Here is a 22,917-nt window from a genome sequence, read left to right on the forward strand (position 1 = left end):
GGGGGCGGGAGTTCGGCTGCTGCCCGGCCGGGCTGACGCTCCCCGAAGTCTCCGCCGGGTCGGCGCTCGGCGGTGCGTGCGTCTCCTCCGCGGCCGGGCGCCGGGGGCCCGACACCCGGGTGTCCCGGCCCCGTTCGGGCAGGGCGGAGCCCCACCGCGCCGCGGGGCGGCCGCTCGTGGAGGTGGTGGGGCGGTCGGCCTTGCTCATGACCTGCGCCTAGCCCCTGCGCCGACGGGCCTGCCAGACGGCCGCCGCACCCAGCACGGCCACCGCGGCCGCTCCCGCCAGCAAGCCGACCGAAGGGCCCTGGCGGGCCGGTGCGGAGGTGTGCGGGCGGGCGGTCGCGGTGGATCCGCCGGCCGCGACCGGGTCGCCGCAGCCCGTCCGCGGATAGCCCGTGATGGCGCACAGCAGGGCGTTGGTGTCGTAGCGCAGGGGGCCGGCGACCGCGGCCAGGGCCTCCGCGGTGCTCGCGTCGGGCGCGACCTGGGCGCAGGCGGTGCGCGCGGCCGGCGGCCGCTCGCCGGACGGCGCGTCGGCGGCCGTACCCGGGTCGATGACCAGGGCCACCCGCTTCTTTCCTTGCAGGGCGGGCGTCTTGGCGCATATCGCGGCGAACTCCCGCTCCCCGCGCGGTTGTACGGCGTGCTGGGAGTCCTCGCTCACCGCGAAGCGGAAGCCCTGGACGTCGCCGTCGGACGGCCGCGCGGTCGACGGGCCCTGGGTGGCGTAGGTCCACTTCCCGCCGGTCAGGTCCCAGAAGGACCAGTAGCGGTAGCCGACGGCTCCGGCCTGCCCCGCGCCGCCGAGGACGAGGAGCAGGAGAGCCAGCGCCAGGGTCAGAACGGGCGCGGCCGTCCGACGGCCGGTCACAGCTGTCGCTTCTTGTTGCGGCCGCTGATCAGAAAGCCGACGCCGATGCCCGCGACCAGGCCGACACCGACGATCCACCAGACGCCGAGCCCGCTGTCGCCGTCCTTCTTCTCGTCGTTCTTCTTCTCGCTCGGGCTCGCCGAGGCGCCCGCCGCGGCCGGTGCCGGGCCCGTGGCGTTGAGCTGTGCCACGAGGTCCTTGCCGCCGAAGTCGCGCGGGTCGGTGCCGGAGGTGTGCGCGGCGAAGATCAGCTGCGCGTACGCGGCGGGGCCGGACTTGGCCGCCCAGTCGGCGGAGTTCTTCTCCAGCCAGGTGAGCGGCTTCTGCGCGGCCTCCGTCGCGCCGATGGCGGACAGGGCCACGACCGCGTCCGCCGTGTTGCCGTAGTCGGGCTGGTCCTTGGCGCCCGGGAGCGCGGACTTCAGGTACGAGGTCTTCGCCATCGCCTTGGCGAGATAGTCGGCGCCGTTCCCCGCCGCGGTCGCCAGGTCGGGGACGTCGGCGATGACGCAACCCGTGAGGTCGAACGGGTTACCGGGCGCCGCCGCGAATCCCTGGCCCATGCCGGCGGTCACGCCCGCCGCGGTCGCGTCCGCGTTCGCCGCCAGCTTGCCCTTCTTGTCGGGCTGGTAGGCGAAGGCGCCGTCGCCCTCCGCGTCGCAGGCCGTCGACAGCTTCAGCAGGGCGTCGAGGGGTGACTTGCCGTCCTTGGAGACGCTCGCGGGCTTCTCGCCGACCGCCTTCAGCGCGCCGATGACGACGGACGTCGAGTTGGTGTCGCTGGGGCCGCCGGCCATGTAGCCCCAGCCGCCGTCCTTGTTCTGCGCGGACTTGAGCCAGGTCACGGCCTTCTTGGTGGCGTCGTCCTGCCCGCCGAGCGCGGCGAGGGCCTGTACGGCGGCCGCGGTGCTGTTGGTGTCGACCTGCGTCTTCGCGTCGCACGCGGCGGCCGCGTCGGCGCGGTACGCGGCGAAGGCGCCGTTCGCGCACTGCTGGCCGGTCAGCCAGTCCACGGCCTTCTCGGCGGGCCGCACACCGACGGTGTGCTGGGCGAGCAGGGCGAGGGACTGGCGCCACACGCCGTCGTAGGTCGGGTCGGTCGAGCCGAACAGGCCCGAGGGCAGTGCCGCCGAGGGCGACGGGGACGAGTCCGCGGAGGCTGCGGGTGCGACGACCGCCCCGATGACGGCGGTGGCGGCCAGTACCGCGGCGGTGCGGCGAACAAACATGACTCTCCCCTGTGGGGAGCCGGGCAGCACCGGGCACGCTGAGGTATCCGGGCGGCTCCGGCTCCGTATCCCTCGACGATGCCGGCCGTCGGCGGGCTGCCGAGGGCACGAGCCGGTCACGTCCTGTGCGAGGCGATCCGGCTCACCACCGAAGTGGCTCACGGTTGCGGGTCAGCGCCGGATTCGCACCGGCTTCTCCTCGTGGAGGTGTGATGACGACGCGCTCACTCTACCGGCCGCCCGGATTCCGCCGGGTGTTGCCCGGGGCACGGGCCCGGAGTGACCTGGGCGACATCCGCTAGGTTCGGGTCATGCGTACGGGGAGACTGCTCGGCTCGGGGCGTTCGGCGGACGTCTACGAGATAGACGAGGCGTGGGTGCTGCGGCGCGACCGCGCCGGCTGGGGCGACGCGACGGCCGAGGCGGCGGTGATGCAGCACGTGCGCTCGCACGGTTATCCGGTGCCGGGGGTGCGGGCCGCGACCGGCGGGGATCTGGTGATGGAGAGGCTGTCCGGGCCGACCATGCTGGAGGCCTTCGGCCAGGGCCTGCTCTCCGCCCAGGAAGCGGGTCTCACCCTGGCCCGGCTGCTGCGCAAGCTGCATGCCGTGCCCGCGCGGCTCTCCGCCGACCCCGCCGTCCGTGTGCTGCACCTGGACCTGCACCCCGACAACGTGATGCTCACCCCGGACGGACCGAAGGTCATCGATTGGTCCAACACCGAGGAGGGGGCGCCCGGTCTCGACTGGGCGATGTCCGCCGTGATCCTCGCCCAGGTCGCCGTCGGCGGCGAGGCGATCGGGGGCGTGGCCGAGGAGACGCTGGAGGCGCTGCTCGACGGGAACGAGGACCAGGTGACCGAGGAGGGGCTCCGGGAGGCGGGCCGGCGCAGGGCGGCCAACCCGACGATGAGCACGCGTGAGGTCGGACTCCTGGGTGAGGCGGACGCGTTGGTTCGCGAGCTGCTGGGCTGAGCGACCGGCCGGGGGCGTGACACCGGGCTGGGGGATCGGAGCGCGTGGGTTCAGCCGGGTCCCTCGTCGGCGTGCGGGGTTCGGCCGGGCTGGGAGTCGGTTGGTCTGGATCGACGGGTGTGTCGGGTCACACGGCCACGTACGTCACCGGATCGCTGCCCGTCACGGCCTCCGCCCGGCCCAGCTTCACCAGCCGGCGGACATGCGCCTCGGCCTCGGAGACCGCGATGTTCCGTGATCCGTAGGGGATGTCGGCCCAGGGGCGGTTCCACTCCATGCGTTCGGCGAGCTGCCAGGGCGTGAGCGGTACGGAGAGCAGGGTGAGCAGGCCGGTGAGCCGCTCCTCGTGGTGCGCGAGCAGCTCCGCGACCCGGGAGGGGGCGTCGGTGAACACGTGCTGGTGGGCCGGGAGCACCTCGGCGGGGCCGAGACGGCCGACGCGCTCCAGGGAGTCGAGGTAGTCGCCGAGCGGGTCGGCGATCTCCCCGAGGCCTTCGATCCCGTTCCCGTAGGGAGGGCGCCCGTGGGTGTCCGGGTCCTCGTAGAGACCGATGTGCGGGGTGATCCTCGGCAGCAGGTGGTCGCCGGAGAACAGGCGTCCGTTGCCGGGCAGCCGGTCCGGGTGGGCCTCCTCCAGGTGGAGGCAGACGTGTCCGGGCGTGTGGCCGGGGGTCCATACGGCGCGCAGCCGGCGGCCGGGCAGGGCCAGGAGTTCGCCGGGGACGATCTCACGGTCGGGCAGCGCGGGGGAGAAGCCGGGCAGGGTACTGGGGCGGCGGAGCGAGCGGGGTGCCGCGCGGAGCGGGGCGACATGCTCCTCCGGGGCGCCGGAGGCGGTCAGCTTGGCGGCCATGTAGGCGAACCAGCCCTCGGGCCGGGTCTCCCGGGTACGCCGGACGATCGCCGCGTCGGCGGCGTGCATCGCGATCCAGGCACCGGAGGCCTCCCGGACCCGGCCCGACAGTCCGTGGTGGTCGGGGTGGTGGTGGGTGATGACCACGCCGTGGATCTCCGCGACCGAGGTCCCGCAGCCGGTGATCCCCTCGACGAGGGTGTCCCAGGAGGCCGGGTCGTCCCAGCCGGTGTCGACGAGCACGGGCCCCGCGTCGGTGTCGACCAGGTACACCAGCGTGTGGCCGAGCGGGTTGTCCGGGATGGGGACGCTGATGGACCGTACGCCCCCGCCGTGATCGGTCACCTGCGTCATGCGCTTCCACCCATCGCCGATTCCCGCCACTATAACTAGAACGGGTTCCAATGGGAGCCCAAGTCGACTGTTCCGTCCGGGAGTACGGCGGTGTCCGTGCCGTGGACTCATGTGGCGGGAACTGGTATCAGTTCTCGTATCTGATGAACCGTCAGACATGGTGCCGGAGAGCACCCTTGGGAGGCAGTCGGCCATGACCGAGCTCGTGGAACACGGACAGCTGTTCATCGGCGGGGAGTTGACCGACCCGCTCGGCAAGGACGTCATCGAGGTGATCTCGCCGCACACCGAGGAGGTCATCGGCCGGGTGCCGCACGCCTCCGCCGCGGACGTCGACCGCGCCGTCGCCGCGGCGCGCCGGGCGTTCGACGAGGGGCCCTGGCCGCGCATGAGCCTCGACGAGCGGATTGCGGTCGTCGCCCGGATCAAGGACGCCATCGCCGTACGCCACGAGGAGATCGCCCGCGTCATCTCCTCGGAGAACGGCTCCCCCTACTCCTGGAGCGTCCTCGCGCAGGCCCTCGGCGCGATGATGGTGTGGGACACGGCGATCACGGTCGCGCGCGGCTACACGTACGAGGAGACCCGCGACGGAGTCCTCGGCAGGATCCTCGTCCGCCGTGAGCCGGTGGGCGTGGTGGCGGCCGTGGTCCCGTGGAACGTCCCGCAGTTCGTGGCGGCGGCCAAACTCGCGCCCGCCCTGCTGACCGGCTGTACGGTCGTGCTGAAGCCGTCCCCCGAATCGCCGCTGGACGCCTATCTGCTCGGGGAGATCGCGAAGGAGGCCGGGCTGCCCGAAGGGGTGCTGTCGATCCTCCCGGCCGACCGCGAGGTCAGTGAGTACCTGGTCGGACACCCCGGCGTCGACAAGGTCTCCTTCACCGGCTCGGTCGCGGCCGGCAAACGCGTCATGGAGGTCGCCGCCCGCCATCTCACCCGAGTGACACTGGAGTTGGGCGGCAAGTCGGCGGCCGTGGTGCTGCCCGACGCGGACCTCGACACCTCGGTTCCGGGGATCGTCTCGGCGGCCTGGATGAACAACGGCCAGGCCTGCGTGGCCCAGACCCGCATCCTCGTGCCCCGCTCGCGCTACGACGAGTTCGCGGAGGCCTTCGCCACGGCGGCGAACGCGCTGGTCGTCGGCGATCCGCTCGACCCGGCCACCCAGGTCGGACCGCTGGTCGCCGAACGGCAGCGGCGGCGCAGCCTCGACTACATCCGCATCGGCCAGGAGGAGGGCGCCAAGATCCTGGCCGGCGGCGGGCGCCCGCAGGGGCTGGACCGCGGCTGGTACGTCGAGCCGACCCTGTTCGGGGACGTCGACAACAGCATGCGCATCGCCCGGGAGGAGATCTTCGGCCCGGTGATCTGTCTGCTCCCCTACGGCGACGAGGCCGAGGCCGTGAAGATCGCCAACGACTCCGACTACGGGCTGAGCGGCAGTGTCTGGACGGCGGACGTCGCCCACGGCGTCGACATCGCCCGCCAGGTCCGTACCGGCACCTACTCGGTGAACACCTTCAGCCTCGACATGCTGGGCCCCTTCGGCGGCTACAAGAACTCGGGCCTCGGGCGGGAGTTCGGGCCCGAGGGGTACGGCGAGTTCCTGGAGCACAAGATGATCCACCTGCCGGCCGGCTGGGAGGCCTGAGGATGGGTGACCGCTGGCAGGTCGAGGTCGACCGTTCCGTCTGCATCGGCTCGGCCCAGTGCGTCCACCTCGCCCCGGACGCCTTCCGTCTCGACGCCGGCATGCAGTCCCATCCCGTCGAGCCGGAGACCGACGCCAACGAGAGGATTCTCGAAGCGGCCGAGGGCTGCCCGGTCGAGGCCGTCATGATCTCGCTGCTGGCGGGCGGCGAGCCGGTGTTCCCGCCGGAGGAATAGGGTGCCGGGCCGGGCGCGGGGGACGGGATGCCTCCTGCCGCCGCCGCTCCGGCCGTCCGGGCCGGTCCCGCTGCCGTGACCGCTTCGACCGGTCCGGCCGGCGTGAGCGCTTCGGCCGGTCCGGGCGTTCCGGTTCCCCCGGCCGCCCTCCCGGGCGGCCGGGGTGTCCCGGACCTCGCGGCCGTCCCGGAGGGGCTACCGGCCGTTCGGGTCGGTCAGGTCGATCAGGTGGCAGACCGTCTCGATGTCTATCTTTACCTGCGCGATCGAGGCGCGGCCGGAGAGCCAGGTGATCAGGGCCGAGTGCCAGGTGTGCTCGATGACGCGGACGGCGGAGAGCTGGGCCGGCGTCGGGTCGTCGAGGCCCATCGCGTCCAGGATGATCACCGTGGTCTGCCGCGAGACCTGGTCGACCTCGGGGCTGACACTGCGGTCCGCGAAGGTGAGCGCGCGGACCATCGCGTCGGCCAGATGCGGCTCGCGCTGGAGGGCACGGAACGCCCGCATCAGCGTCTCCGCCACCCGCTCCGCGGCCGTGTCCCCGGCCGGCGGCTTCTTGCGCAGCGTTCCGTGCATGTGCTCCAGCTGGTCCTGCATCGTGGCGACGAGCAGATGCACCTTCGAGGGGAAGTAGCGGTACAGGGTGCCGAGAGCGACCTGCGAGGACTCCGCGACCTCGCGCATCTGCACGGCGTCGAAGCCGCCCCGGCTGGCGAGCTGCGCGCTCGCGTGCAGGATCCGGCGGCGGCGCGCCTCCTGCCGCTCGGTGAGCGGAGGAGAGGCGGGATGCGACGTGGAGTGCGGCCGGGTGTGCGCGGCACCGGTCGGCACGGCGGGCGTGCCGGTCCCCGGCGCGGGTCGCGCGTTCTTCGAGTCCGCCTTGGCTTCCGCAGGCATGGGTCCGTTCCGTGACATCAGCGAGAGGGAGCGACGAGCCGGCCCGCCAGGGGGTGACACCACCGAGTGGACCAGCTGATCCCACCGCTCCGTCGTGGCGTGAATCACCTGATCCACCGCTCACAGCGGCGCTACCTGCCGGTAGATTCAGTGCTCCGTGAACGATCAAGTCTGAAACTTGTTCTAGATTAGCGTCCCGGCGTAATCTCGCGGGAAAGTGCAGGGAGAAGGGGACCGGAAGTGACCGCTGAGGCCATGGAGGCGGACCCCGGGAAGGGCACGGCAGCCGACGGGGAACCACCCCTGCGCATCGCGCTTCTCACGTACAAGGGAAACCCGTTCTGCGGCGGCCAGGGTGTCTACGTACGGCATCTCTCGCGCGAACTCGCCCGCCTCGGCCACCGCGTCGAGGTCATCGGCTCCCAGCCCTACCCCGTGCTCGACGAGGGCCTTCCCGGGCTGAGTCTCACCGAGCTGCCCAGCCTGGACCTGTACCGCCAGCCGGACCCCTTCCGCACCCCCGCGCGGGGCGAGTACCGCGACTGGATCGACGCCCTCGAGGTCGGCACCATGTGGACCGGCGGCTTCCCCGAGCCGCTGACGTTCTCGCTGCGCGCCCGCCGCCATCTGCGGGCCCGGCGCGGCGAGTTCGACGTCATCCATGACAACCAGACGCTCGGCTACGGACTGCTGGGGGACGTCGGCGCCCCGCTGGTGACCACCATCCACCACCCCATCACGGTCGACCGGCAACTGGAACTGGACGCCGCCGAGGGCTGGCAGCGCCGGGCCTCGGTCCGCCGCTGGTACGCCTTCACCCGCATGCAGAAGCGCGTCGCCCGCCGCCTGCGGTCCGTCCTCACCGTCTCCGGCACCTCCCGGCAGGAGATCGTCGACCACCTGCGGGTGGAGCAGGACCGCATCCACGTCGTCCACATCGGCGCGGACACCGACCTCTTCTCGCCGGACCCCTCCGTGCCCCAGGTGCCGGGCCGCATCGTCACCACGTCCAGCGCCGACGTCCCGCTCAAGGGCCTGGTGTTCCTCGTCGAGGCGCTCGCGAAGGTGCGTACCGAACACCCCGGCGCGCACCTCGTCGTCGTCGGCAGGCGCGCCGAGGACGGGCCGGTCGCCCAGGCCATCGAGCGGTACGGCCTCGAAGACGCCGTCGAGTTCGTCAAGGGCATCTCCGACGCCGAGCTCGTCGACCTCGTCCGCTCGGCCGAGGTCGCCTGCGTGCCCTCCCTGTACGAGGGCTTCTCGCTGCCCGCCGCCGAGGCGATGGCCACCGGGACACCGCTCGTGGCGACCACCGGCGGAGCGATCCCGGAGGTCGCGGGACCCGACGGCGAGACCTGCCTCGCGGTCCCCCCGGGCGACCCGGGAGCGCTGGCGGCGGCCCTCGGGCGGCTCCTCGGCGACCCCGCGCTGCGCGCCCGGCTCGGCGCAGCCGGCCGCGAGCGCGTCCTCGCGCGCTTCACCTGGGCCAGGGCGGCCGAGGGCACGGTGGCCCACTACCGTGCGGCGATGGCCCTTTCCGCGTCCCGGCGCCGCACGCGCGAGGCCGCGGGCACCGACGGGCGCGCAGCCGCGCCGGACGCCGGCTCCCCGGCCCCGGGACCCGATCGCGCCGAGGCCGCGGAAGCCGCTCCCGCCGCCGAAGAACTAGTTGCAGCCAATCGCGAAAGCAGGGCCACGTGCTGACCGTCGACTTCTCCCGGTTCCCGCTCGCCCCCGGCGACCGCGTCCTGGACCTCGGATGCGGTGCCGGCCGGCACGCCTTCGAGTGCTACCGGCGCGGCGCGCAGGTCGTGGCGCTGGACCAGAACGGCGAGGAGATCCGCGAGGTCGCCAAGTGGTTCGCCGCGATGAAGGAGGCCGGGGAGGCGCCCGCCGGTGCCACCGCGACGGCCATGGAGGGCGACGCGCTCGCGCTGCCCTTCCCCGACGAGTCCTTCGACGTCGTGATCATCTCCGAGGTCATGGAGCACATCCCGGACGACAAGGGCGTCCTCGCCGAGATGGTCCGGGTGCTCAAGCCGGGCGGGCGCATCGCCATCACCGTGCCGCGCTACGGCCCGGAGAAGGTCTGCTGGGCGCTGTCCGACGCCTACCACGAGGTCGAGGGCGGCCACATCCGCATCTACAAGGCGGACGAACTGCTCGCGAAGATCCGCGAGGCCGGCCTGCGGCCCTACGGCTCGCACCACGCGCACGCCCTGCACTCGCCGTACTGGTGGCTCAAGTGCGCGTTCGGCGTCGACAACGACAAGGCGCTGCCCGTGCGGGCGTACCACAAGCTGCTGGTCTGGGACATCATGAAGAAGCCGCTGGCGACCCGGGTCGTCGAGCAGACCCTGAACCCCCTGATCGGCAAGAGCTTCGTGGCGTACGCGACCAAGCCGCACCTGCCGAAGCTCGCCGGTACGGCCGCGAAGACCTCCGAGGCGGACGCCACGTGACCACTCCCCGGCGGACAGAACACCTCGTCCTGCCCGGAGTCCTCACCGCCGAGGAGGCCCTCGCCACGGTGCGCGGGATCCTCGCGGTGCAGCGCCCCGACGGAGCCATCCCGTGGTTCCGCGGCCACCACCTCGACCCGTGGGACCACACCGAGGCCGCCATGGCGCTCGACGCGGCCGGCGAGCACGAGGCCGCCGAGCGGGCCTACGAGTGGCTGGCACGGCATCAGAACGAGGACGGGTCCTGGTACGCGGCCTACGCGGACGGGGACTTCGAGGACGTCACCGACCGCGGACGCGAGACCAACTTCGTCGCGTACATCGCGGTGGGCGTCTGGCACCACTACCTGGCGACCGGCGACGACGTCTTCCTGGACCGCATGTGGCCCGCGGTCTACGCGGCCGTGGAGTTCGTGCTGCGGCTCCAGCAGAGCGGCGGGCAGATCGGCTGGAAGCGCGAGGACGACGGAACGGCGGTCGACGACGCGCTGCTGACCGGGAGTTCCTCGGTCCATCACGCGCTGCGCTGTGCTCTCGCCATCGCCGAGCAGCGCGAGGAGCCGCAGCCCGACTGGGAGCTGGCGGTCGGCGCGCTGCGGCACGCGATCCGGCTGCACCCGGAGCGGTTCCTCGACAAGGACCGCTACTCCATGGACTGGTACTACCCGGTGCTCGGCGGCGCGTTGACGGGTGCCGAGGCCAAGTCCCGTATAGAGGAGGGCTGGGACCGCTTCGTGGTGCCCGGTCTCGGGGTGCGCTGCGTGATTCCCAACCCGTGGGTGACCGGCGGTGAGTCGGCCGAACTCGCCCTGGCCCTCTGGGTGGTGGGTGAGTCGGACCGTGCTCTGGAGATCCTCCAGTCCATCCAGCACCTGCGTGATCCGCGGTCCGGTCTGTACTGGACGGGCTATGTCTTCGAGGACCGGGCCGTCTGGCCCGAGGAGCTCACCACCTGGACGGCGGGCTCCCTGCTCCTGGCGGTCGCCGCGCTGGGCGGCGACGAGGCCACCTGCGCGGTCTTCGGCGGCGAGCGGCTGCCGGCCGGCCTGGACCCCGACTGCTGCACGCCGACACGCTGAAGGTCCGGACGGTCCCCGCTTCGCGGACCGTCCGGACGCTGTGAACTCTTCGGACTCCTCGGGTGCTCCCGGCCGTTTCGGTGCCGGTCAGTGGCGATGGATGCGGTTGGCGACCGCGTGGCCGATGAACAGGTAGACGACGGCGGCGAGACCGTAGCCGGCGACGACACGCGCCCACTCCTTGTCGAAGGTGAACAGGTCGCGCGACCAGCCGGCCAGCCAGGCCGCGGTGCTGTGGATGAACTGCACGAGGTCGTTGCCACGATTGGCGTCGAGCAGATACATCAGGATCCAGAGACCGAGGATGACGGCCATGACGTCCGCGATGATCGCGATGACCGTCCCCGCCTGATTCGAACCGTTGCGGTATCTAGGGGACATGTCCAGCGGATTGCCCGTCCCTTGCGGATGAAACCCGAACGGGCCGCGCCGACTGGCACGGGTGTCCGGACCGGGCCAGGCTGCCGGGGAGAGCCGCGTTCGCCCCCGCGGGGCGAGCACCGGCGGACCGGGGAGAACCGTCCCCTCATCCGGAGGATCCCGTGCCCGTACCGATACGGCGCCTGATCGTGGCGCTGACCCTCTCCTGTGTCCTGATCGGCGGTGCCACGGCCTGTGGCAGCGGCGGCGGATCCGGCCAGGACACCGCGGCCGCGACGCGGCTGGCCGCCACCCCGGCGCCGACCACGTCGGCCCAGAAACAGAAGTTCGCCAAGACCCGCTTCGTGGCGAACGCGGGGCTCGCGGCCGGCGCCACCTACCAGTGGATCGTCAAGCCCTGGAAGGCGGGCACGTTCAAGAAGGGCGCGAAGGGCCGCAAGGTCGCCCTGGTCAAGGCAGGGCTCGCCGGCGTCTTCGCGTACAACCGGCTCAAGGCCGCCTCGAAGAACGCCGAGGGCGACCCCGCGCTGTCCAAGGCCGTCGCCCCGCTCGCCGCGGGCATCGCCGCCCTCAAGGGCCTGCCCGCCAAGCTGCGCAAGGGCGACTCCACGGACTCCGTCGTGAACTCCTTCGACGATGTCATCAACCAGGTGAAGGCGGCCGGGAAGAGCGCGGGCGCCGAGGTCAAGGACAAGGTGCCGTCGGCGTCCCAGCTGAGCGGAGGCTAGGCCGTCCGGCTGACCAGCGCCATCCGTCCGCCGCTGCGGCTAGGTCGTGTCCGCAAAGTCGCGTCGTTCGCCCGGTCGCCGGGCAGGCGCGACTTTGCGGACACGGCCTAGGAGTTCAGCTCGGCCAGCACGCGCAGGGTGTGGGGGTCCGGGGACAGGACCAGCAGGTCGGTCACCGGGCCCTTGCGCCACGACTCCAGCCGCTCGGCGATGCGTTCACGCGGTCCGACGAGCGAGATCTCGTCCGCGAAGGCGTCGGGGACGGCCAGGACGGCCTCTTCCCGGCGTCCTTCCAGGAACAGCCGCTGGATCCTGCGGGCCTCTTCCTCGAAGCCCATCCGGGCCATCAGATCGGCGTGGAAGTTGCGGGCCGCGTGCCCCATCCCGCCGATGTAGAAGCCGAGCATCGCCTTGACCGGCAGGAGTCCCTCGCTGACGTCGTCACAGACGTGCGCCCGGGCCATCGGCGCCACGAGGAAGCCCTCGGGCAGGTCGGTGAGCGAGGCCTCGTACGCCTGGGGACGCGTCGGCGACCAGTACAGCGGCAGCCAGCCGTCCGCGATCCTGGTCGTCTGAGCGATGTTCTTCGGGCCCTCCGCCCCGAGCAGGATGGGCAGTTGGGCGCGGAGCGGGTGAGTGATCGGCTTCAGCGCCTTGCCGAGTCCCGTGCCGTCGGCGCCCCGGTAGGGGTGGGAGTGGAAGCGTCCGTCCAGCTCGACCGGCCCCTCGCGCCGCAGGACCTGGCGTACGACGTCGACGTACTCCCGGGTCGCGGTCAGCGGCGACTTCGGGAACGGCCGCCCGTACCAGCCCTCGACGACCTGAGGCCCCGACAGGCCGAGCCCCAGCATCATGCGCCCGCCGGAGAGATGGTCGAGGGTGAGCGCGTGCATCGCGGTGGTGGTGGGGGAGCGGGCGGCCATCTGAGCGATCGCCGTGCCGAGCCGGATGCGGGTGGTCCTCGCGGCGATCCAGGTGAGCGGCGTGAACGCGTCCGAGCCCCAGGACTCCGCGGTCCACACCGAGTCGTAGCCGAGCCGTTCCGCCTCGACGGCGAGCGGCACATGGTCCGCCGAGGGGCCGCGCCCCCAGTAGCCGAGCGCGAGACCGAGCCGCATGTCGCCTCCAGAGACAGAGTCCTGACGGTCCGTCAGTTCATGGCGTGCTGCGACTGTACGACAACGGCCCCCCGCCGGAAAGGGCGAGGGGCCGTCGCGCGAGCGATGGGCGGATCAGCCGCGCTGGATCCCCGAGGTGTCCTGAAGCACACCACGACGGCCGTCCTGCGTCTGCGCCACCAGGGTCGCACCACGCTGCTCGACGGCCAGGTACCAGGTGCCCGGCGCCAGTTCGGCGATCGGCGACGGCGAGCCGTCCTCACCGAACAGCGGCCGCGCGACCGGGACGGCGAACCAGAACGGGGAGAAGTCCTGGGCCGGCGACTGCGTCTGCGGCGCCGACGGCTGGCTCGGCTGTCCACCGAACGGCTGCGTGGGCTGCGAGGGCTGGGCGCCGTAGGGCTGCTGGCCGGGCTGACCGGGCTGCGAGGCGCCCGGGTAGCCGTAACCACCCTGCGGCTGACCGCCGTAGGGCTGCGGGGCGATCGGGGTCGGGGCGCCGACGAGAGCGGCCTGGAGGGCCGGGACGAGCGGGGTCGCGACGGCCGCGCCGGCCAGGACGAGCGCCGCGATGAAGCCGAGGATGAGACCCGCGGAGGCGCTGGCGCTGTCCGGGACGTCCACGAGGGACCAGAACATGGTCCACGCGACGAGAACCGTGAACGCCACGCCGACCGCGCCCAGGTCGAGCCCGAGAACCTTGCGCGGCTGCGGCAGGCAGCGGTTGACGACGATCAGGGCTGCGCCGATGACCCCGCCCATGAAGACGCCGAGGCCTTCGCCGAGGCTGTCCCAGGCGTTCGAGTCAATGCTGTACCCGGAGAAGGAGTAGAGATTGAGGAACGACGCGATGAACAGCAACACCGCTGCTCCGATCACCACGCCGTCGCCTCGAGTGAGGGAGCGGATATTCACTTCAGGTCCTTCGTCAGTCGTCTCGTCATCGGTGAGGCATCGCTGTGCACCGTGTCGCCGACATGGTGCCGCCGTCGGGACGCGGTGTGAAGCGCGGGGGATGGCCCTTTATCGTACGGACGACCCTATCGCCCGGTCGATCAGGGTGTCGCGGGGTTGGATCCGTAGATCACTACCCGTGCAGGAAACCAACGATTCCTTCAGAGATCCCCCGTGCCGCTTTCTCTCGCCACGCGCCACTGGTGAGCAGCGCAGCGTCCTTCGTATCGCGCATGTTGCCGCACTCGATGAACACCTTGGGAACCGTTGACAGATTGAGACCGCCGAGATCCTTACGGACCACCAGTCCGGTGCCGTCACCGACGTAGTTGGAGGGCGCGCTGCCCGTCTCGCGGACGAACAGCCCCGCGATGTGCTCGCCGAGGTCGCGGGAGGAGGAGACGATCGGTCGGGTGTCGGCGGCACCCGCGTGCACCGACGCCGGGAGGATCACATGGAAGCCGCGGTTGCCGGCGGCCGATCCGTCGGCGTGGAGGGAGACGACCGCGTCCGCGTGCGCCGTGTTGCCGATACGGGCCCGCTCGTCGACGCAGGGGCCGAAGGACCGGTCGCCGTCCTGGGTCAACTTCACCGTGGCGCCCTGCTTTTCCAGGATGTCCCGCATCCGGTGCGCGACGTCGAGGGTGAACCGGGCTTCCGTGTAACCCGCGTTGGTCGACGTGCCGGTCGTGTCGCACTCCTTCCAGTTCGTCCCGATGTTCACCTTGCGGTTGATATCGGACGTGTGCCGGAAGTTGTCGGGGTTGTGCCCCGGGTCGATGACGACGACCTTGCCCTTGAGGGAGCCGGACGCCGCGGGCTTCGAGGACGAGGAGGGGGACGAGGAGGCCGGGGCCGACGACGCACTCGGCCTGGCGTCGTCCGTCGCCGAGGCGGATGCCCGCGAGGAGGGGGAGACGGAGCCGGGCGCGGAGGACGACGAAGCGGGAACGGCCCGGTCGGAACCGCCCCCCGAATCGTCTCCCACGGCCTGCCACACGAGGTATCCGGCCAGTGCGCCGGGTACGAGCGCGGCGAGCGCGACGGTGAGCGGACCGCGCCGGGAGCGGCGCGGCTGGGGCGGATCGAAGTCTGGGCCTACGTACGACACGTCAGCGACTCTAACCGGGAGCTCAGATCCCTGCTCCGGTTCGCCGCAGGACGCGCAGCGAGCCCGTCACCGCGATCTCGGTGAACGCGCCGGATTCCAGGGCCCGGAGGTACACGCGATAGGGGGCCTGGCCGGTGAACTCGTCGGCGGGGTCAGGGAACACGTCGTGGATGACGAGGAGGCCGCCCTCGGCGACATGCGGCGCCCAGCCCTCGTAGTCGCCGCTCGCGTGTTCGTCGGTGTGACCGCCGTCGATGAACACGAGACCGAGGGGCGTGCCCCAGAAGGCGGCGATCTGCGGCGAACGGCCGACCAGCGCGACCACGTGCTCCTCCAGGCCCGCCCGGTGCAGGGTGCGGCGGAAGGCGGGGAGCGTGTCCATCAGGCCGATCTCCGGGTCGACCGTGGACGGGTCGTGGTACTCCCAGCCCGGCTGCTGCTCCTCGCTGCCCCGGTGATGGTCGAGCGTGATGGCGGTCACCCCGGCCTCGCGGGCCGCGTCGGCGAGCAGGATCGTGGAACGCCCGCAGTAGGTGCCGACCTCCAGGAGCGGCAGCCCGAGCCGTCCGGCCTCGACGGCGGCCTCGTGGAGCGCGAGTCCCTCACCGCTCGGCATGAACCCCTTCGCGGCCTCGAAGGCGGCGAGGATCTCGGGCTTGGGTGCCGCGGGCATGGGGTTTCCTCCATCGGTGCGAACAACGGGTACGCGGAGCATCGTGCACCACACCCCCGCCGAACGGGCGGCGGGGGTGGCGATGATCACTCGCGGGGCGGGTCCCCGCGTCAGGCCGTGACGTCGGCGTTCTCGCCCGGGAGCGAGAGGTCGAGGGCGACCGGACGGTCGTCGCCGGTGTGCGTGGCCGACGAGGCGAGCGGACCGTGGCCGGCGGCGCGGGCGGCGAGCACGTAGGCGCCCTCGGCCGGTACGGCGAGCGCGTAGCTGCCGTCCTCGGCGGAGAAGGTGGCGCCCGCCTGGCGGCCGCGCCGGTCGATCAGGGTGACCTTCGCGCGGGCGACCGGGCCGCCCCCGGTGTCCAGGACCCGGCCGCGGAAACCGCCGAGCACCTCGTGCGCCCGCTCCAGCGCCGCGTCCTCCTCGCTGCTGGCCACCAGCGAGGGCTTGGTGGCCGGGCGGCGGCCCGGCAGGAACAGCGCCATGAGCACGCCGACCGCGACCGCGCCCGTGGCGATCAGGAAGGACACGCGGAAGCCGTGCATGGTCGGGACGGCGGCTCCGCCGACGTGGTGCGCCGTGTTGGCGAGCACCATGCCGATGACGGCGCTCGACACCGATGTGCCGATGGAACGCATCAGGGTGTTCAGACCGTTGGCGGCACCCGTCTCCGAGGCCGGGACGGAGCCGATGATCAGGGCGGGCAGCGAGGAGTAGGCGAGGCCGATGCCCGCGCCCAGGATCACCGCGATGACCAGCGACTGCCAGGCGGCGCTCATCAGGCCGAGTCCGGCGCCGTAACCGATCCCGATGATCACCATGCCGATGATCAGCGTGACCTTCGGGCCGTACTTCGCCGACAGACGGGCGTACACGGGGGCGGTGAGCATCATCGTCAGGCCGAGCGGTGCCACGAGCAGCCCCGCGTTCACCATCGACTGCCCGAGGCCGTACCCCGTGGACGTCGGGAGCTGGAGGAGCTGCGGCAGGACCAGGGAGACGACGTAGAAGGAGACGCCGACCATGATCGAGGCGAGGTTGGTGAAGAGGACCGCCGGGCGGGCCGTGGTGCGCAGGTCGACCAGCGGGGCCTTCAGACGCAGCTCCATCACGCCCCACAGCAGCAGGACGGCGGCGGAGGCGCCGAACAGGCCGAGCGTGGTGGGCGCGGTCCAGCCCCAGTCGCTGCCCTTGGTGATCGGCAGCAGGAAGAGCACGAGCCCGGCGGACAGGCCGATCGCGCCCAGTACGTCGAAGGTGCCCTCGGCGCGCATCGGGGACTCCGGCACGAGGACGAGGGTGAGGACGATCGAGAGGACGCCGAGGCCGGCGGCGCCGTAGAAGAGGGCGTGCCAGTCCGCGTGCTGGGCGACGAGGGCCGCGGCGGGCAGCGCGAGTCCGCCGCCGACGCCGATCGAGGAGCTCATCAGGGCCATCGCGGAGCCGAGCTTCTCGCGGGGCAGCATGTCGCGCATCAGGCCGATGCCCAGCGGGATCGCGCCCATCGCGAAGCCCTGGAGGGTACGGCCCGCGATCATCGGGAGCAGGGTGCTGCTCAGCGCGCTGACCAGGGCGCCGACCACCATGATGGACAGGCTGGTCAGCAGCATGCGCCGCTTGCCGAAGAGGTCGCCGAGGCGGCCCATGATCGGGGTGGCGACGGCGCCCGCGAGCAGGGTCGAGGTCAGGACCCAGGTGGCGTTGCTGGGCGCGGTGTCCAGGAGCGTCGGCAGATCCTTGATGACCGGGACGAGCAGGGTCTGCATCACCGCGACAACGATGCCCGCGAAGGCGAGCACCGGCACGGTCGCGCCGCCCGGCCTCCGCGCGGTCCTGCCGGTCGTCGTGTGCGTCATTGCGGGGGGCCTCCAGGCCGTAGGTGATGGGCGCTCTCGGGAGAGCGCGCGGGAGGGGGCGGGTCCATGGGGACGCGGGGACGGTCGGGCGGGTGGTCCCTGGGGGCAGGGGACGTCGGCCGCGCGATCCACGCGGGTACGTGCAGGAGGAACCGGTGCGCCGGGGCAACTATTCCGATGCTTCGGCGCACTAACGATTTCTTGACCGAGTCATGGGTATCTGACCTACCGTCAGAATGAAACGTGTTCTAGTCTGACGCGGATCCACGCACCTTGGGCCTTTGGGGAGGCACGCATGGGCATCGCGGTCACGCCGGAGCAACAGGAGCTCGCCGAGGCCGTGCGCGGATGGATCGCCCGCGCCGTGCCGCCCGAGGAGGTCCGCAAGCTCCTGGACGCGCCGGGTGGCGGCAGGCCCCCGTTCTGGGACGCGCTCGCCGCGCAGGGGCTGCTCGCCGTGCACCTTCCCGAGGCCTGCGGCGGTGGCGGCGGCGACCTCGTCGACCTCGCCGTCGTCGTGGAGGAGGCCGCGCGGGCCGCGCTGCCGGGACCGTTCGCGGCGACCGTCCTGGCGGCCGCGGTGCTGGCGGCGGAGCTTCGTCGGGGAGCGGGTGAGGCGGGTGATTCTCCGCGGGGGCCCGGGTTCGGCCCTCCGGTGGGGGCGCCGGGGCGCGAGGACCTCGTACGGGACCGGGGGCGGGCTGATCTCGGACGGGGCCTCGGGCGTTCCGATCTCGTACGGGACCCGGAGCGGGCTGATCTCTTACGGGCCCTGGGGTGCGGGGAGCGCATCGGCGCCGTCGCGTTCGGCACCGGCACGATGACGGTCCGCGCGGTGGACGGCGGGTACGTGCTGGACGGGACCGCGCCGCCCGTGCTGTCGGGTGCCGACGCGGACGTGCTCGTCCTGGCGGCGTCGAGCGCCGTGTCCGACCCCATCGTCGACACGGAGCTTGTGTCCGACGACACCTCCGGCGCGGGTGCAGGGTCCGACCGGACTCCCGGCGCGGGGGGCGTGACCGAGTGCACTGTCTGGCTGGTGGTGGACGCCGTCGATCTGGATGTCCGGGCGCACGACAGTGCCGATCCGACCCGGGGGACCGCCGAGGTCCGGGCCCGGGGGGTGCGGGTCCCCGCCGGCCGTGTCCTCGCGGTCGGCCCGTCACTGGTCCGGGACCTGGCCGCCGTCGTCCTCGCCGCGGACGCCTGCGGCACCGCGGCCTGGTCGCTGGACACGGCGGCCGGGCACGCCAGGGTCCGCGAGCAGTTCGGCCGCCCCATCGGACGCTTCCAGGGCGTCAAGCACCTGTGCGCCGACATGCTGCTGCGGCTGGAACAGGCCAGGGCGCTCACCTGGGACGCGGCCCGCGCCGGACAGGAGCCGCCCGGCGTACGGGAGTTGACGGCCGCGCTCGCGGCGGGCACCGCCCTCGACGCCGCCTGCTCCTGCGCCAAGGACTGCGTCCAGATCCTCGGCGGCGTCGGGTTCACCTGGGAGCACGACGCCCATCTCCATCTGCGCCGGGCCCTGGTGGCACGGCAGTTGCTCGGGACCGGGAGCGGACACCTGCGGCGGGCGGTACGGCTCGCCCGCGACGGCGTACGGCGGGAACTGCGCCTGGAACTGCCGCCGGAGGCGTCCGGGTACCGGGCCGCCGCCCGTGAGGTGATCGACCGGGTGCGCGGGCTCGGACCGGCGGACGCCCGCCGGTCCCTGGCGCCCACCGGGTACGCCGCCCCGCATCTTCCGCCGCCGTACGGCCTCGGCGCGGGGCCCGTACAACAGCTCGCCGTGCAGCAGGAGTTGGCCGGGGCCGGAGTGCGGATCAGCGATCTGGGGATCGCGACCTGGGTCGTGCCGTCCCTCATCGCGCACGGGACCCGGCGGCAGCAGGAGCGCTATCTGCTGCCCACCCTGCGCGGCGACCTCCTGTGGTGCCAGCTCTTCTCGGAGCCCGGCGCCGGATCCGACCTCGCCTCGCTGCGCACCCGCGCCGAGCGCACCGCCGACGGACGGTGGAGGATCAACGGACAGAAGGTGTGGACGAGTGCGGCGCAGTGGGCCGACCACGGGATCCTCCTCGCCCGGACGAACCCCGCCGCGCCCAAGCACAAGGGACTCACCTACTTCGTCGTCGACATGAAGAACACGGACGGCATCGGCATCCGCCCCCTGAAGGAGATCACCGGGGACTCCCTCTTCAACGAGGTCTGGTTCGACGACGTGCTGCTGCCCGCGGATGCCGTCGTCGGCGAGGTCGACGACGGCTGGCGGGTCGCCCGCAACACGCTCGGCAACGAACGCGTCCACATGGCCGACCAGCTGACCTTCGACACCGGCCTGGAGGCACTGATACCGGCCGACGCCGACGGCCCCCGGCTGGGAGCGCTGCTGGCCGAGGCGCACGCCCTGGCCTGCATCTCCCTGCGCACCACGCTCCGCCAGGTCTCCGGCGTCGAACCGGGCGCGGGCGCCTCCGTCCGCAAACTCGTGCAGACGGCACATCAGCAGAAGGTCGCCGAACTCGCCCTCGAACTCCTCGGCCCCGAGGGCGCGTTGTGCGAGGGCCCCGGCAAGCGGGCCGTGCACGGCTTCCTGCTCTCCCGGTGCCTGACCATCGCGGGCGGCACCACCCAGGTCCAGCTCAATGTCGTGGCCGAGCGCATCCTCGGCCTGCCGCGAGACTAGGAGCGCCATGAAGACGTACGTCGTCGGTGTCGGCATGACGAAGTTCGAGAAGCCCGAGACCCGGGACTGGCAGTACTGGGACATGGTCCGCGAGGCCGGCTCCGGCGCCCTGGCCGACGCGGGGATCTCGTACACCGAGGTGGAACAGGTGCCCGTCGGCTACTGCTTCCAGGCGTCCACCGCCGGTCAGCGAGCCGCCTACGAACTCGGCCTGACCGGCGTGCCCGTCTACAACGTGAACAACAACTGCGCCACCGGGGCGAGCGCGTTGATGCTGGCCCGGCAGTTCGTGCAGGGCGGGATCTCCGACTGCGTCCTCGCACTGGGCTTCGAGAAGATGAAGCGGGGCTCGCTCGGATCGGGGGCCGACGGCGGCGACTTCGCCACCTCACCCGTCGCCCGCCACTACGGTGTCATGGCCGCCCGGCACGGCTTCGAGATGTCCCCGCCCACCGCGCAGATCTTCGGCGACGCGGCCCGCGAGCACATGGAGCGGTACGGCACGACCGAGGCCCAGCTCGCCGCCGTGGGCGCCAAGAACCACCGCCACTCGGCGCACAACCCCGACGCCCAGTTCCAGGACGTGTACTCCGTCGAGGAGATCCTCGCCGCGAAGGCCGTGCACCGGCCGCTGACCCGGCTCCAGTGCTCGCCCACCTCCGACGGAGCCGCCGCCGCCGTCGTCGTGTCCGAACGGTTCGCCGAGCGGCACGGGCTGGAGGACAGGGCCGTCGAGATCGTCGCGCAGGCGATGACCACCGACACCGAGGAGTCCTTCGCCTCCGGCTCCTGCATCGACGTCGTGGGGCAGCCGATGTCGCGGGAGGCCGCGCGCCAGGTCTACGAGCGCTCCGGGCTCGGCATCGAGGACGTGGACGTCGTCGAGCTCCACGACTGCTTCTCCGTCAACGAACTGCTGACCTACGAGGCGCTCGGCATGTGCGCGGAGGGCGAGTCGGGCGCACTCGTCGAGTCCGGGGCGACGACGTACGGCGGGCGCTGGGTGGTGAATCCCTCCGGCGGGCTGATCTCCAAGGGCCATCCGCTGGGAGCGACCGGGATCGCCCAGGTGACCGAGCTCGTCCGGCAGCTGAGGGGACAGGCCGGGGCGCGCCAGGTCCCGGGGGCGCGGGTCGGACTCGCGCACAACATCGGGCTGGGCGGCGCGGCGGTGGTCACGCTGCTGCGCGCGGGAGCGTGACCGGTTCCGGGTCCCGGGGTCCGTCGTTCGGGTCGGGCCGCGTCCCGCCGCGTGATCCGGACACGGCCTAGGTCCCCCGCCGTATGCCGGCTGGGCCGAAATCCTGATGCAAGGGGCGTAAGCGGGTTGAGAGCATGACAGCCATGCTCCGAGCCGCTGAAGACACCCGGATATCCGTCCGCACCGCCCCGCCCCCCTGGGTGGTGATCGCGCTCGCGTGTGCCGGACAGTTCCTGGTCGTCCTGGACGTGTCCGTCGTCAACGTGGCCCTGCCCTCCATGCGGACCGACCTGGGGCTGAGCGCCCCCGGACTCCAGTGGGTGGTGAACGCCTACTCGATGGCCTTCGCCGGATTCATGCTCCTCGGCGGGCGGGCCGGTGACCTGTACGGGCGCAAGCGGATGTTCCTGGTGGGCCTCGCGCTCTTCACGCTCGCCTCGGTCGCGGGCGGCCTCGCCCAGGAGGGGACCCAACTGCTCCTCGCGCGCGCCGCGCAGGGCCTGGGGGCCGCGGTGCTCGCGCCCTCGACGCTGACGATCCTGACGTCGGCCGTCCCCGAGGGCGCCGCACGCGCGCGGGCCATCGCGACCTGGACCGCCGTGGGGGCCGGCGGCGGCGCGGCGGGCGGACTCGTCGGCGGACTGCTGGTCGACGGGCTGTCGTGGCGCTGGGTGCTTCTCATCAACGTGCCCGTCGGCGCCATCGTGCTGGCCGGCGCGGCGTCCCGGCTGGTGGAGAGCCGGGCCGGGGACGGGCGGCGGCTCGACCTGCCGGGCGCGCTCCTGGTGACGGCGGGACTGGCGACCCTGGCGTACGGGATCGTGCAGACGGAGGCCGAGGGCTGGACCGCGGCGGCGACGCTCGTACCGCTGTGCGCGGGGGCGGCTCTCATCGGGCTCTTCCTGGCGGTCGAGGCGCGGACCCGGGCGCCACTGATGCCGCTGAAGCTGCTGCGGCTGCGCTCGGTGGCGTCGGCGAACGCGGCCGTGTTCGTCTCCGGCTCGGCGATGTTCTGCATGTGGTTCTTCATGACGCTGTACGCGCAGAACGTGCTCGGCTACTCGCCGCTCGGCGCGGGCCTCGCCCTGGTGCCGAGCTCGCTCGCCGTGGTCATCGGCTCGAAGTCGGCGCCCCGCCTCATGCCGGTCGTCGGGGCGCGCAACGTGGCGGTCCTCGGCACGCTTCTCGCCGCGGCCGGCTTCGGCTGGCAGTCGACCATGACGGCGGACGCCTTGTACGTCACGGCGATCATGTTCCCCGGCATCCTGATGATGGCCGGCGCCGGCCTGGCCGCGACACCGCTGGCGGCGCTCGCGACCTCGGGCGCGGCGCCGGAGGACGCGGGGGTGGTGTCGGGCCTGGTCAACACCTCGCGGGTGATGGGCGGTTCGCTGGGGCTCGCGGTCATGTCCACGATCGCGGCGGCCCGTACGGGGGGAAGCGTCTCGGGGGAGGCACTGACCGCCGGGTACGCGCTGGCGTTCCGCGTCAGCGGTGTGATGCTGCTCGCCGGTGCCGTGCTGATGCTGCTGTGGCTGCCGCGGACGGTCCCACGGCGCTGAGGCAACGGAATCCGGTGCCCGCGGACTCCTTCAGT

Annotated in this window: 20 protein-coding genes and 1 riboswitch; of the genes, 10 read left to right on the plus strand and 10 right to left on the minus strand. The window is 72.4% G+C overall.

Translation table 11 applies throughout. The annotated features are described in order from the left end of the window. Positions 1-217 precede the first annotated feature (217 nt). Both ACF07B_RS03360 and ACF07B_RS03365 read right to left on the minus strand, forming a co-directional pair. Positions 218-874, minus strand: a complete 657-nt coding sequence (locus tag ACF07B_RS03360; RefSeq protein WP_362408341.1) for an SCO2322 family protein — start codon at positions 872-874, stop codon at positions 218-220. After that, complete coding sequence (locus ACF07B_RS03365) at positions 871-2,103, minus strand: prenyltransferase/squalene oxidase repeat-containing protein (RefSeq protein ID WP_392177577.1); 1,233 nt, start codon at positions 2,101-2,103, stop codon at positions 871-873. The genes ACF07B_RS03360 and ACF07B_RS03365 overlap by 4 nt, the downstream gene beginning before the upstream one ends. Positions 2,104-2,237: 134 nt before the next feature. Next, positions 2,238-2,301, minus strand: a riboswitch (cobalamin riboswitch). 113 nt (positions 2,302-2,414) lie between these two features. Here ACF07B_RS03365 and ACF07B_RS03370 point away from each other — a divergent pair. Then, complete coding sequence (locus tag ACF07B_RS03370; RefSeq protein ID WP_392177578.1) at positions 2,415-3,077, plus strand: phosphotransferase; 663 nt, start codon at positions 2,415-2,417, stop codon at positions 3,075-3,077. Positions 3,078-3,204: 127 nt separating this feature from the next. Here ACF07B_RS03370 and ACF07B_RS03375 read toward each other — a convergent pair whose 3' ends face one another. Beyond that, positions 3,205-4,284, minus strand: coding sequence for an MBL fold metallo-hydrolase (locus tag ACF07B_RS03375; RefSeq protein ID WP_392177579.1), 1,080 nt, complete (start codon positions 4,282-4,284; stop codon positions 3,205-3,207). Positions 4,285-4,477: 193 nt separating this feature from the next. On the opposite strand from ACF07B_RS03375, the gene ACF07B_RS03380 reads away from it, so the two are divergent. Both ACF07B_RS03380 and ACF07B_RS03385 read left to right on the plus strand, forming a co-directional pair. Next, positions 4,478-5,935 carry an aldehyde dehydrogenase gene (locus tag ACF07B_RS03380; RefSeq protein ID WP_369485246.1) on the plus strand — a complete coding sequence of 486 codons (1,458 nt, stop codon included), beginning with the start codon at positions 4,478-4,480 and terminating at the stop codon, positions 5,933-5,935. A 2-nt stretch (positions 5,936-5,937) separates the two neighbouring features. Next, complete coding sequence (locus ACF07B_RS03385; protein ID WP_362408351.1) at positions 5,938-6,171, plus strand: ferredoxin; 234 nt, start codon at positions 5,938-5,940, stop codon at positions 6,169-6,171. Positions 6,172-6,366: 195 nt separating this feature from the next. Here ACF07B_RS03385 and ACF07B_RS03390 read toward each other — a convergent pair whose 3' ends face one another. Next, entirely contained in the window at positions 6,367-7,068 is a 702-nt protein-coding gene (locus ACF07B_RS03390) for a TetR family transcriptional regulator (RefSeq protein ID WP_384243353.1), read from the minus strand. A gap of 240 nt (positions 7,069-7,308) precedes the next feature. Between ACF07B_RS03390 and ACF07B_RS03395 the strand changes: the two genes are divergently transcribed. Genes ACF07B_RS03395 through ACF07B_RS03405 form a run of 3 tightly spaced genes read left to right on the plus strand, consistent with a single transcriptional unit; the run spans position 7,309 to position 10,609 of the window. Continuing rightward, positions 7,309-8,772 carry a glycosyltransferase family 4 protein gene (locus ACF07B_RS03395; RefSeq protein WP_392177580.1) on the plus strand — a complete coding sequence of 488 codons (1,464 nt, stop codon included), beginning with the start codon at positions 7,309-7,311 and terminating at the stop codon, positions 8,770-8,772. Then, positions 8,766-9,530 (plus strand): class I SAM-dependent methyltransferase, encoded by a 765-nt coding sequence (locus ACF07B_RS03400; protein WP_369485249.1) that lies wholly within the window; start codon positions 8,766-8,768, stop codon positions 9,528-9,530. The genes ACF07B_RS03395 and ACF07B_RS03400 overlap by 7 nt, the downstream gene beginning before the upstream one ends. Next, positions 9,527-10,609, plus strand: a complete 1,083-nt coding sequence (locus ACF07B_RS03405; protein WP_362408359.1) for a prenyltransferase/squalene oxidase repeat-containing protein — start codon at positions 9,527-9,529, stop codon at positions 10,607-10,609. The genes ACF07B_RS03400 and ACF07B_RS03405 overlap by 4 nt, the downstream gene beginning before the upstream one ends. Before the next feature lie 87 nt (positions 10,610-10,696). On the opposite strand, the gene ACF07B_RS03410 is transcribed toward ACF07B_RS03405, so the two are convergent. Continuing rightward, a complete protein-coding gene (locus ACF07B_RS03410; RefSeq protein ID WP_326788091.1) occupies positions 10,697-10,990 on the minus strand; it encodes a hypothetical protein in 294 nt (97 codons plus the stop codon). Between the two features lie 161 nt (positions 10,991-11,151). On the opposite strand from ACF07B_RS03410, the gene ACF07B_RS03415 reads away from it, so the two are divergent. Then, positions 11,152-11,718, plus strand: coding sequence for a hypothetical protein (locus ACF07B_RS03415; RefSeq protein WP_392177581.1), 567 nt, complete (start codon positions 11,152-11,154; stop codon positions 11,716-11,718). 107 nt (positions 11,719-11,825) lie between these two features. On the opposite strand, the gene ACF07B_RS03420 is transcribed toward ACF07B_RS03415, so the two are convergent. The 5 genes from ACF07B_RS03420 to ACF07B_RS03440 form a co-directional block, all read right to left on the minus strand. After that, the gene (locus ACF07B_RS03420; protein WP_392177582.1) at positions 11,826-12,836 is read right to left on the minus strand and encodes an LLM class F420-dependent oxidoreductase; all 1,011 of its coding nucleotides are present in this window, start codon (positions 12,834-12,836) and stop codon (positions 11,826-11,828) included. A 114-nt stretch (positions 12,837-12,950) separates the two neighbouring features. Further along, positions 12,951-13,718 carry a hypothetical protein gene (locus ACF07B_RS03425; RefSeq protein ID WP_392177583.1) on the minus strand — a complete coding sequence of 256 codons (768 nt, stop codon included), beginning with the start codon at positions 13,716-13,718 and terminating at the stop codon, positions 12,951-12,953. A 205-nt stretch (positions 13,719-13,923) separates the two neighbouring features. Further along, entirely contained in the window at positions 13,924-14,901 is a 978-nt protein-coding gene (locus tag ACF07B_RS03430) for an N-acetylmuramoyl-L-alanine amidase (RefSeq protein ID WP_392177584.1), read from the minus strand. Between the two features lie 22 nt (positions 14,902-14,923). Next, entirely contained in the window at positions 14,924-15,574 is a 651-nt protein-coding gene (locus ACF07B_RS03435) for a class I SAM-dependent methyltransferase (protein WP_362408369.1), read from the minus strand. A gap of 110 nt (positions 15,575-15,684) precedes the next feature. After that, on the minus strand, positions 15,685-17,430 hold the full coding sequence (locus tag ACF07B_RS03440) for an MFS transporter (RefSeq protein WP_392177585.1): 1,746 nt from the start codon (positions 17,428-17,430) through the stop codon (positions 15,685-15,687). A 295-nt stretch (positions 17,431-17,725) separates the two neighbouring features. On the opposite strand from ACF07B_RS03440, the gene ACF07B_RS03445 reads away from it, so the two are divergent. The 3 genes from ACF07B_RS03445 (at position 17,726) to ACF07B_RS03455 (ending at position 22,882) form a co-directional block, all read left to right on the plus strand. Next, positions 17,726-20,119, plus strand: coding sequence for an acyl-CoA dehydrogenase (locus tag ACF07B_RS03445; protein WP_392177586.1), 2,394 nt, complete (start codon positions 17,726-17,728; stop codon positions 20,117-20,119). A gap of 7 nt (positions 20,120-20,126) precedes the next feature. Then, the gene (locus ACF07B_RS03450) at positions 20,127-21,320 is read left to right on the plus strand and encodes a lipid-transfer protein (protein WP_384238282.1); all 1,194 of its coding nucleotides are present in this window, start codon (positions 20,127-20,129) and stop codon (positions 21,318-21,320) included. A gap of 143 nt (positions 21,321-21,463) precedes the next feature. Next, a complete protein-coding gene (locus tag ACF07B_RS03455) occupies positions 21,464-22,882 on the plus strand; it encodes an MFS transporter (RefSeq protein ID WP_392177587.1) in 1,419 nt (472 codons plus the stop codon). Positions 22,883-22,917: the final 35 nt, after the last annotated feature.

The sequence above is a fragment of the Streptomyces sp. NPDC015532 genome (assembly GCF_043078065.1).
In the GTDB taxonomy this organism is placed as follows: Bacteria; Actinomycetota; Actinomycetes; order Streptomycetales; family Streptomycetaceae; genus Streptomyces.

What these genes read in the sequence shown, in the direction of transcription:
- ACF07B_RS03365 (WP_392177577.1), bottom strand. Translation starts at nt 2,103, where the DNA reads ATGTTTGTTCGCCGCACCGCCGCGGTACTGGCCGCCACCGCCGTCATC.
- ACF07B_RS03370 (WP_392177578.1), top strand. Translation starts at nt 2,415, where the DNA reads ATGCGTACGGGGAGACTGCTCGGCTCGGGGCGTTCGGCGGACGTCTAC.
- ACF07B_RS03375 (WP_392177579.1), bottom strand. Translation starts at nt 4,284, where the DNA reads ATGACGCAGGTGACCGATCACGGCGGGGGCGTACGGTCCATCAGCGTC.
- ACF07B_RS03380 (WP_369485246.1), top strand. Translation starts at nt 4,478, where the DNA reads ATGACCGAGCTCGTGGAACACGGACAGCTGTTCATCGGCGGGGAGTTG.
- ACF07B_RS03385 (WP_362408351.1), top strand. Translation starts at nt 5,938, where the DNA reads ATGGGTGACCGCTGGCAGGTCGAGGTCGACCGTTCCGTCTGCATCGGC.
- ACF07B_RS03390 (WP_384243353.1), bottom strand. Translation starts at nt 7,068, where the DNA reads ATGCCTGCGGAAGCCAAGGCGGACTCGAAGAACGCGCGACCCGCGCCG.
- ACF07B_RS03410 (WP_326788091.1), bottom strand. Translation starts at nt 10,990, where the DNA reads ATGTCCCCTAGATACCGCAACGGTTCGAATCAGGCGGGGACGGTCATC.
- ACF07B_RS03420 (WP_392177582.1), bottom strand. Translation starts at nt 12,836, where the DNA reads ATGCGGCTCGGTCTCGCGCTCGGCTACTGGGGGCGCGGCCCCTCGGCG.
- ACF07B_RS03435 (WP_362408369.1), bottom strand. Translation starts at nt 15,574, where the DNA reads ATGCCCGCGGCACCCAAGCCCGAGATCCTCGCCGCCTTCGAGGCCGCG.
- ACF07B_RS03440 (WP_392177585.1), bottom strand. Translation starts at nt 17,430, where the DNA reads ATGACGCACACGACGACCGGCAGGACCGCGCGGAGGCCGGGCGGCGCG.
- ACF07B_RS03445 (WP_392177586.1), top strand. Translation starts at nt 17,726, where the DNA reads ATGGGCATCGCGGTCACGCCGGAGCAACAGGAGCTCGCCGAGGCCGTG.
- ACF07B_RS03450 (WP_384238282.1), top strand. Translation starts at nt 20,127, where the DNA reads ATGAAGACGTACGTCGTCGGTGTCGGCATGACGAAGTTCGAGAAGCCC.
- ACF07B_RS03455 (WP_392177587.1), top strand. Translation starts at nt 21,464, where the DNA reads ATGCTCCGAGCCGCTGAAGACACCCGGATATCCGTCCGCACCGCCCCG.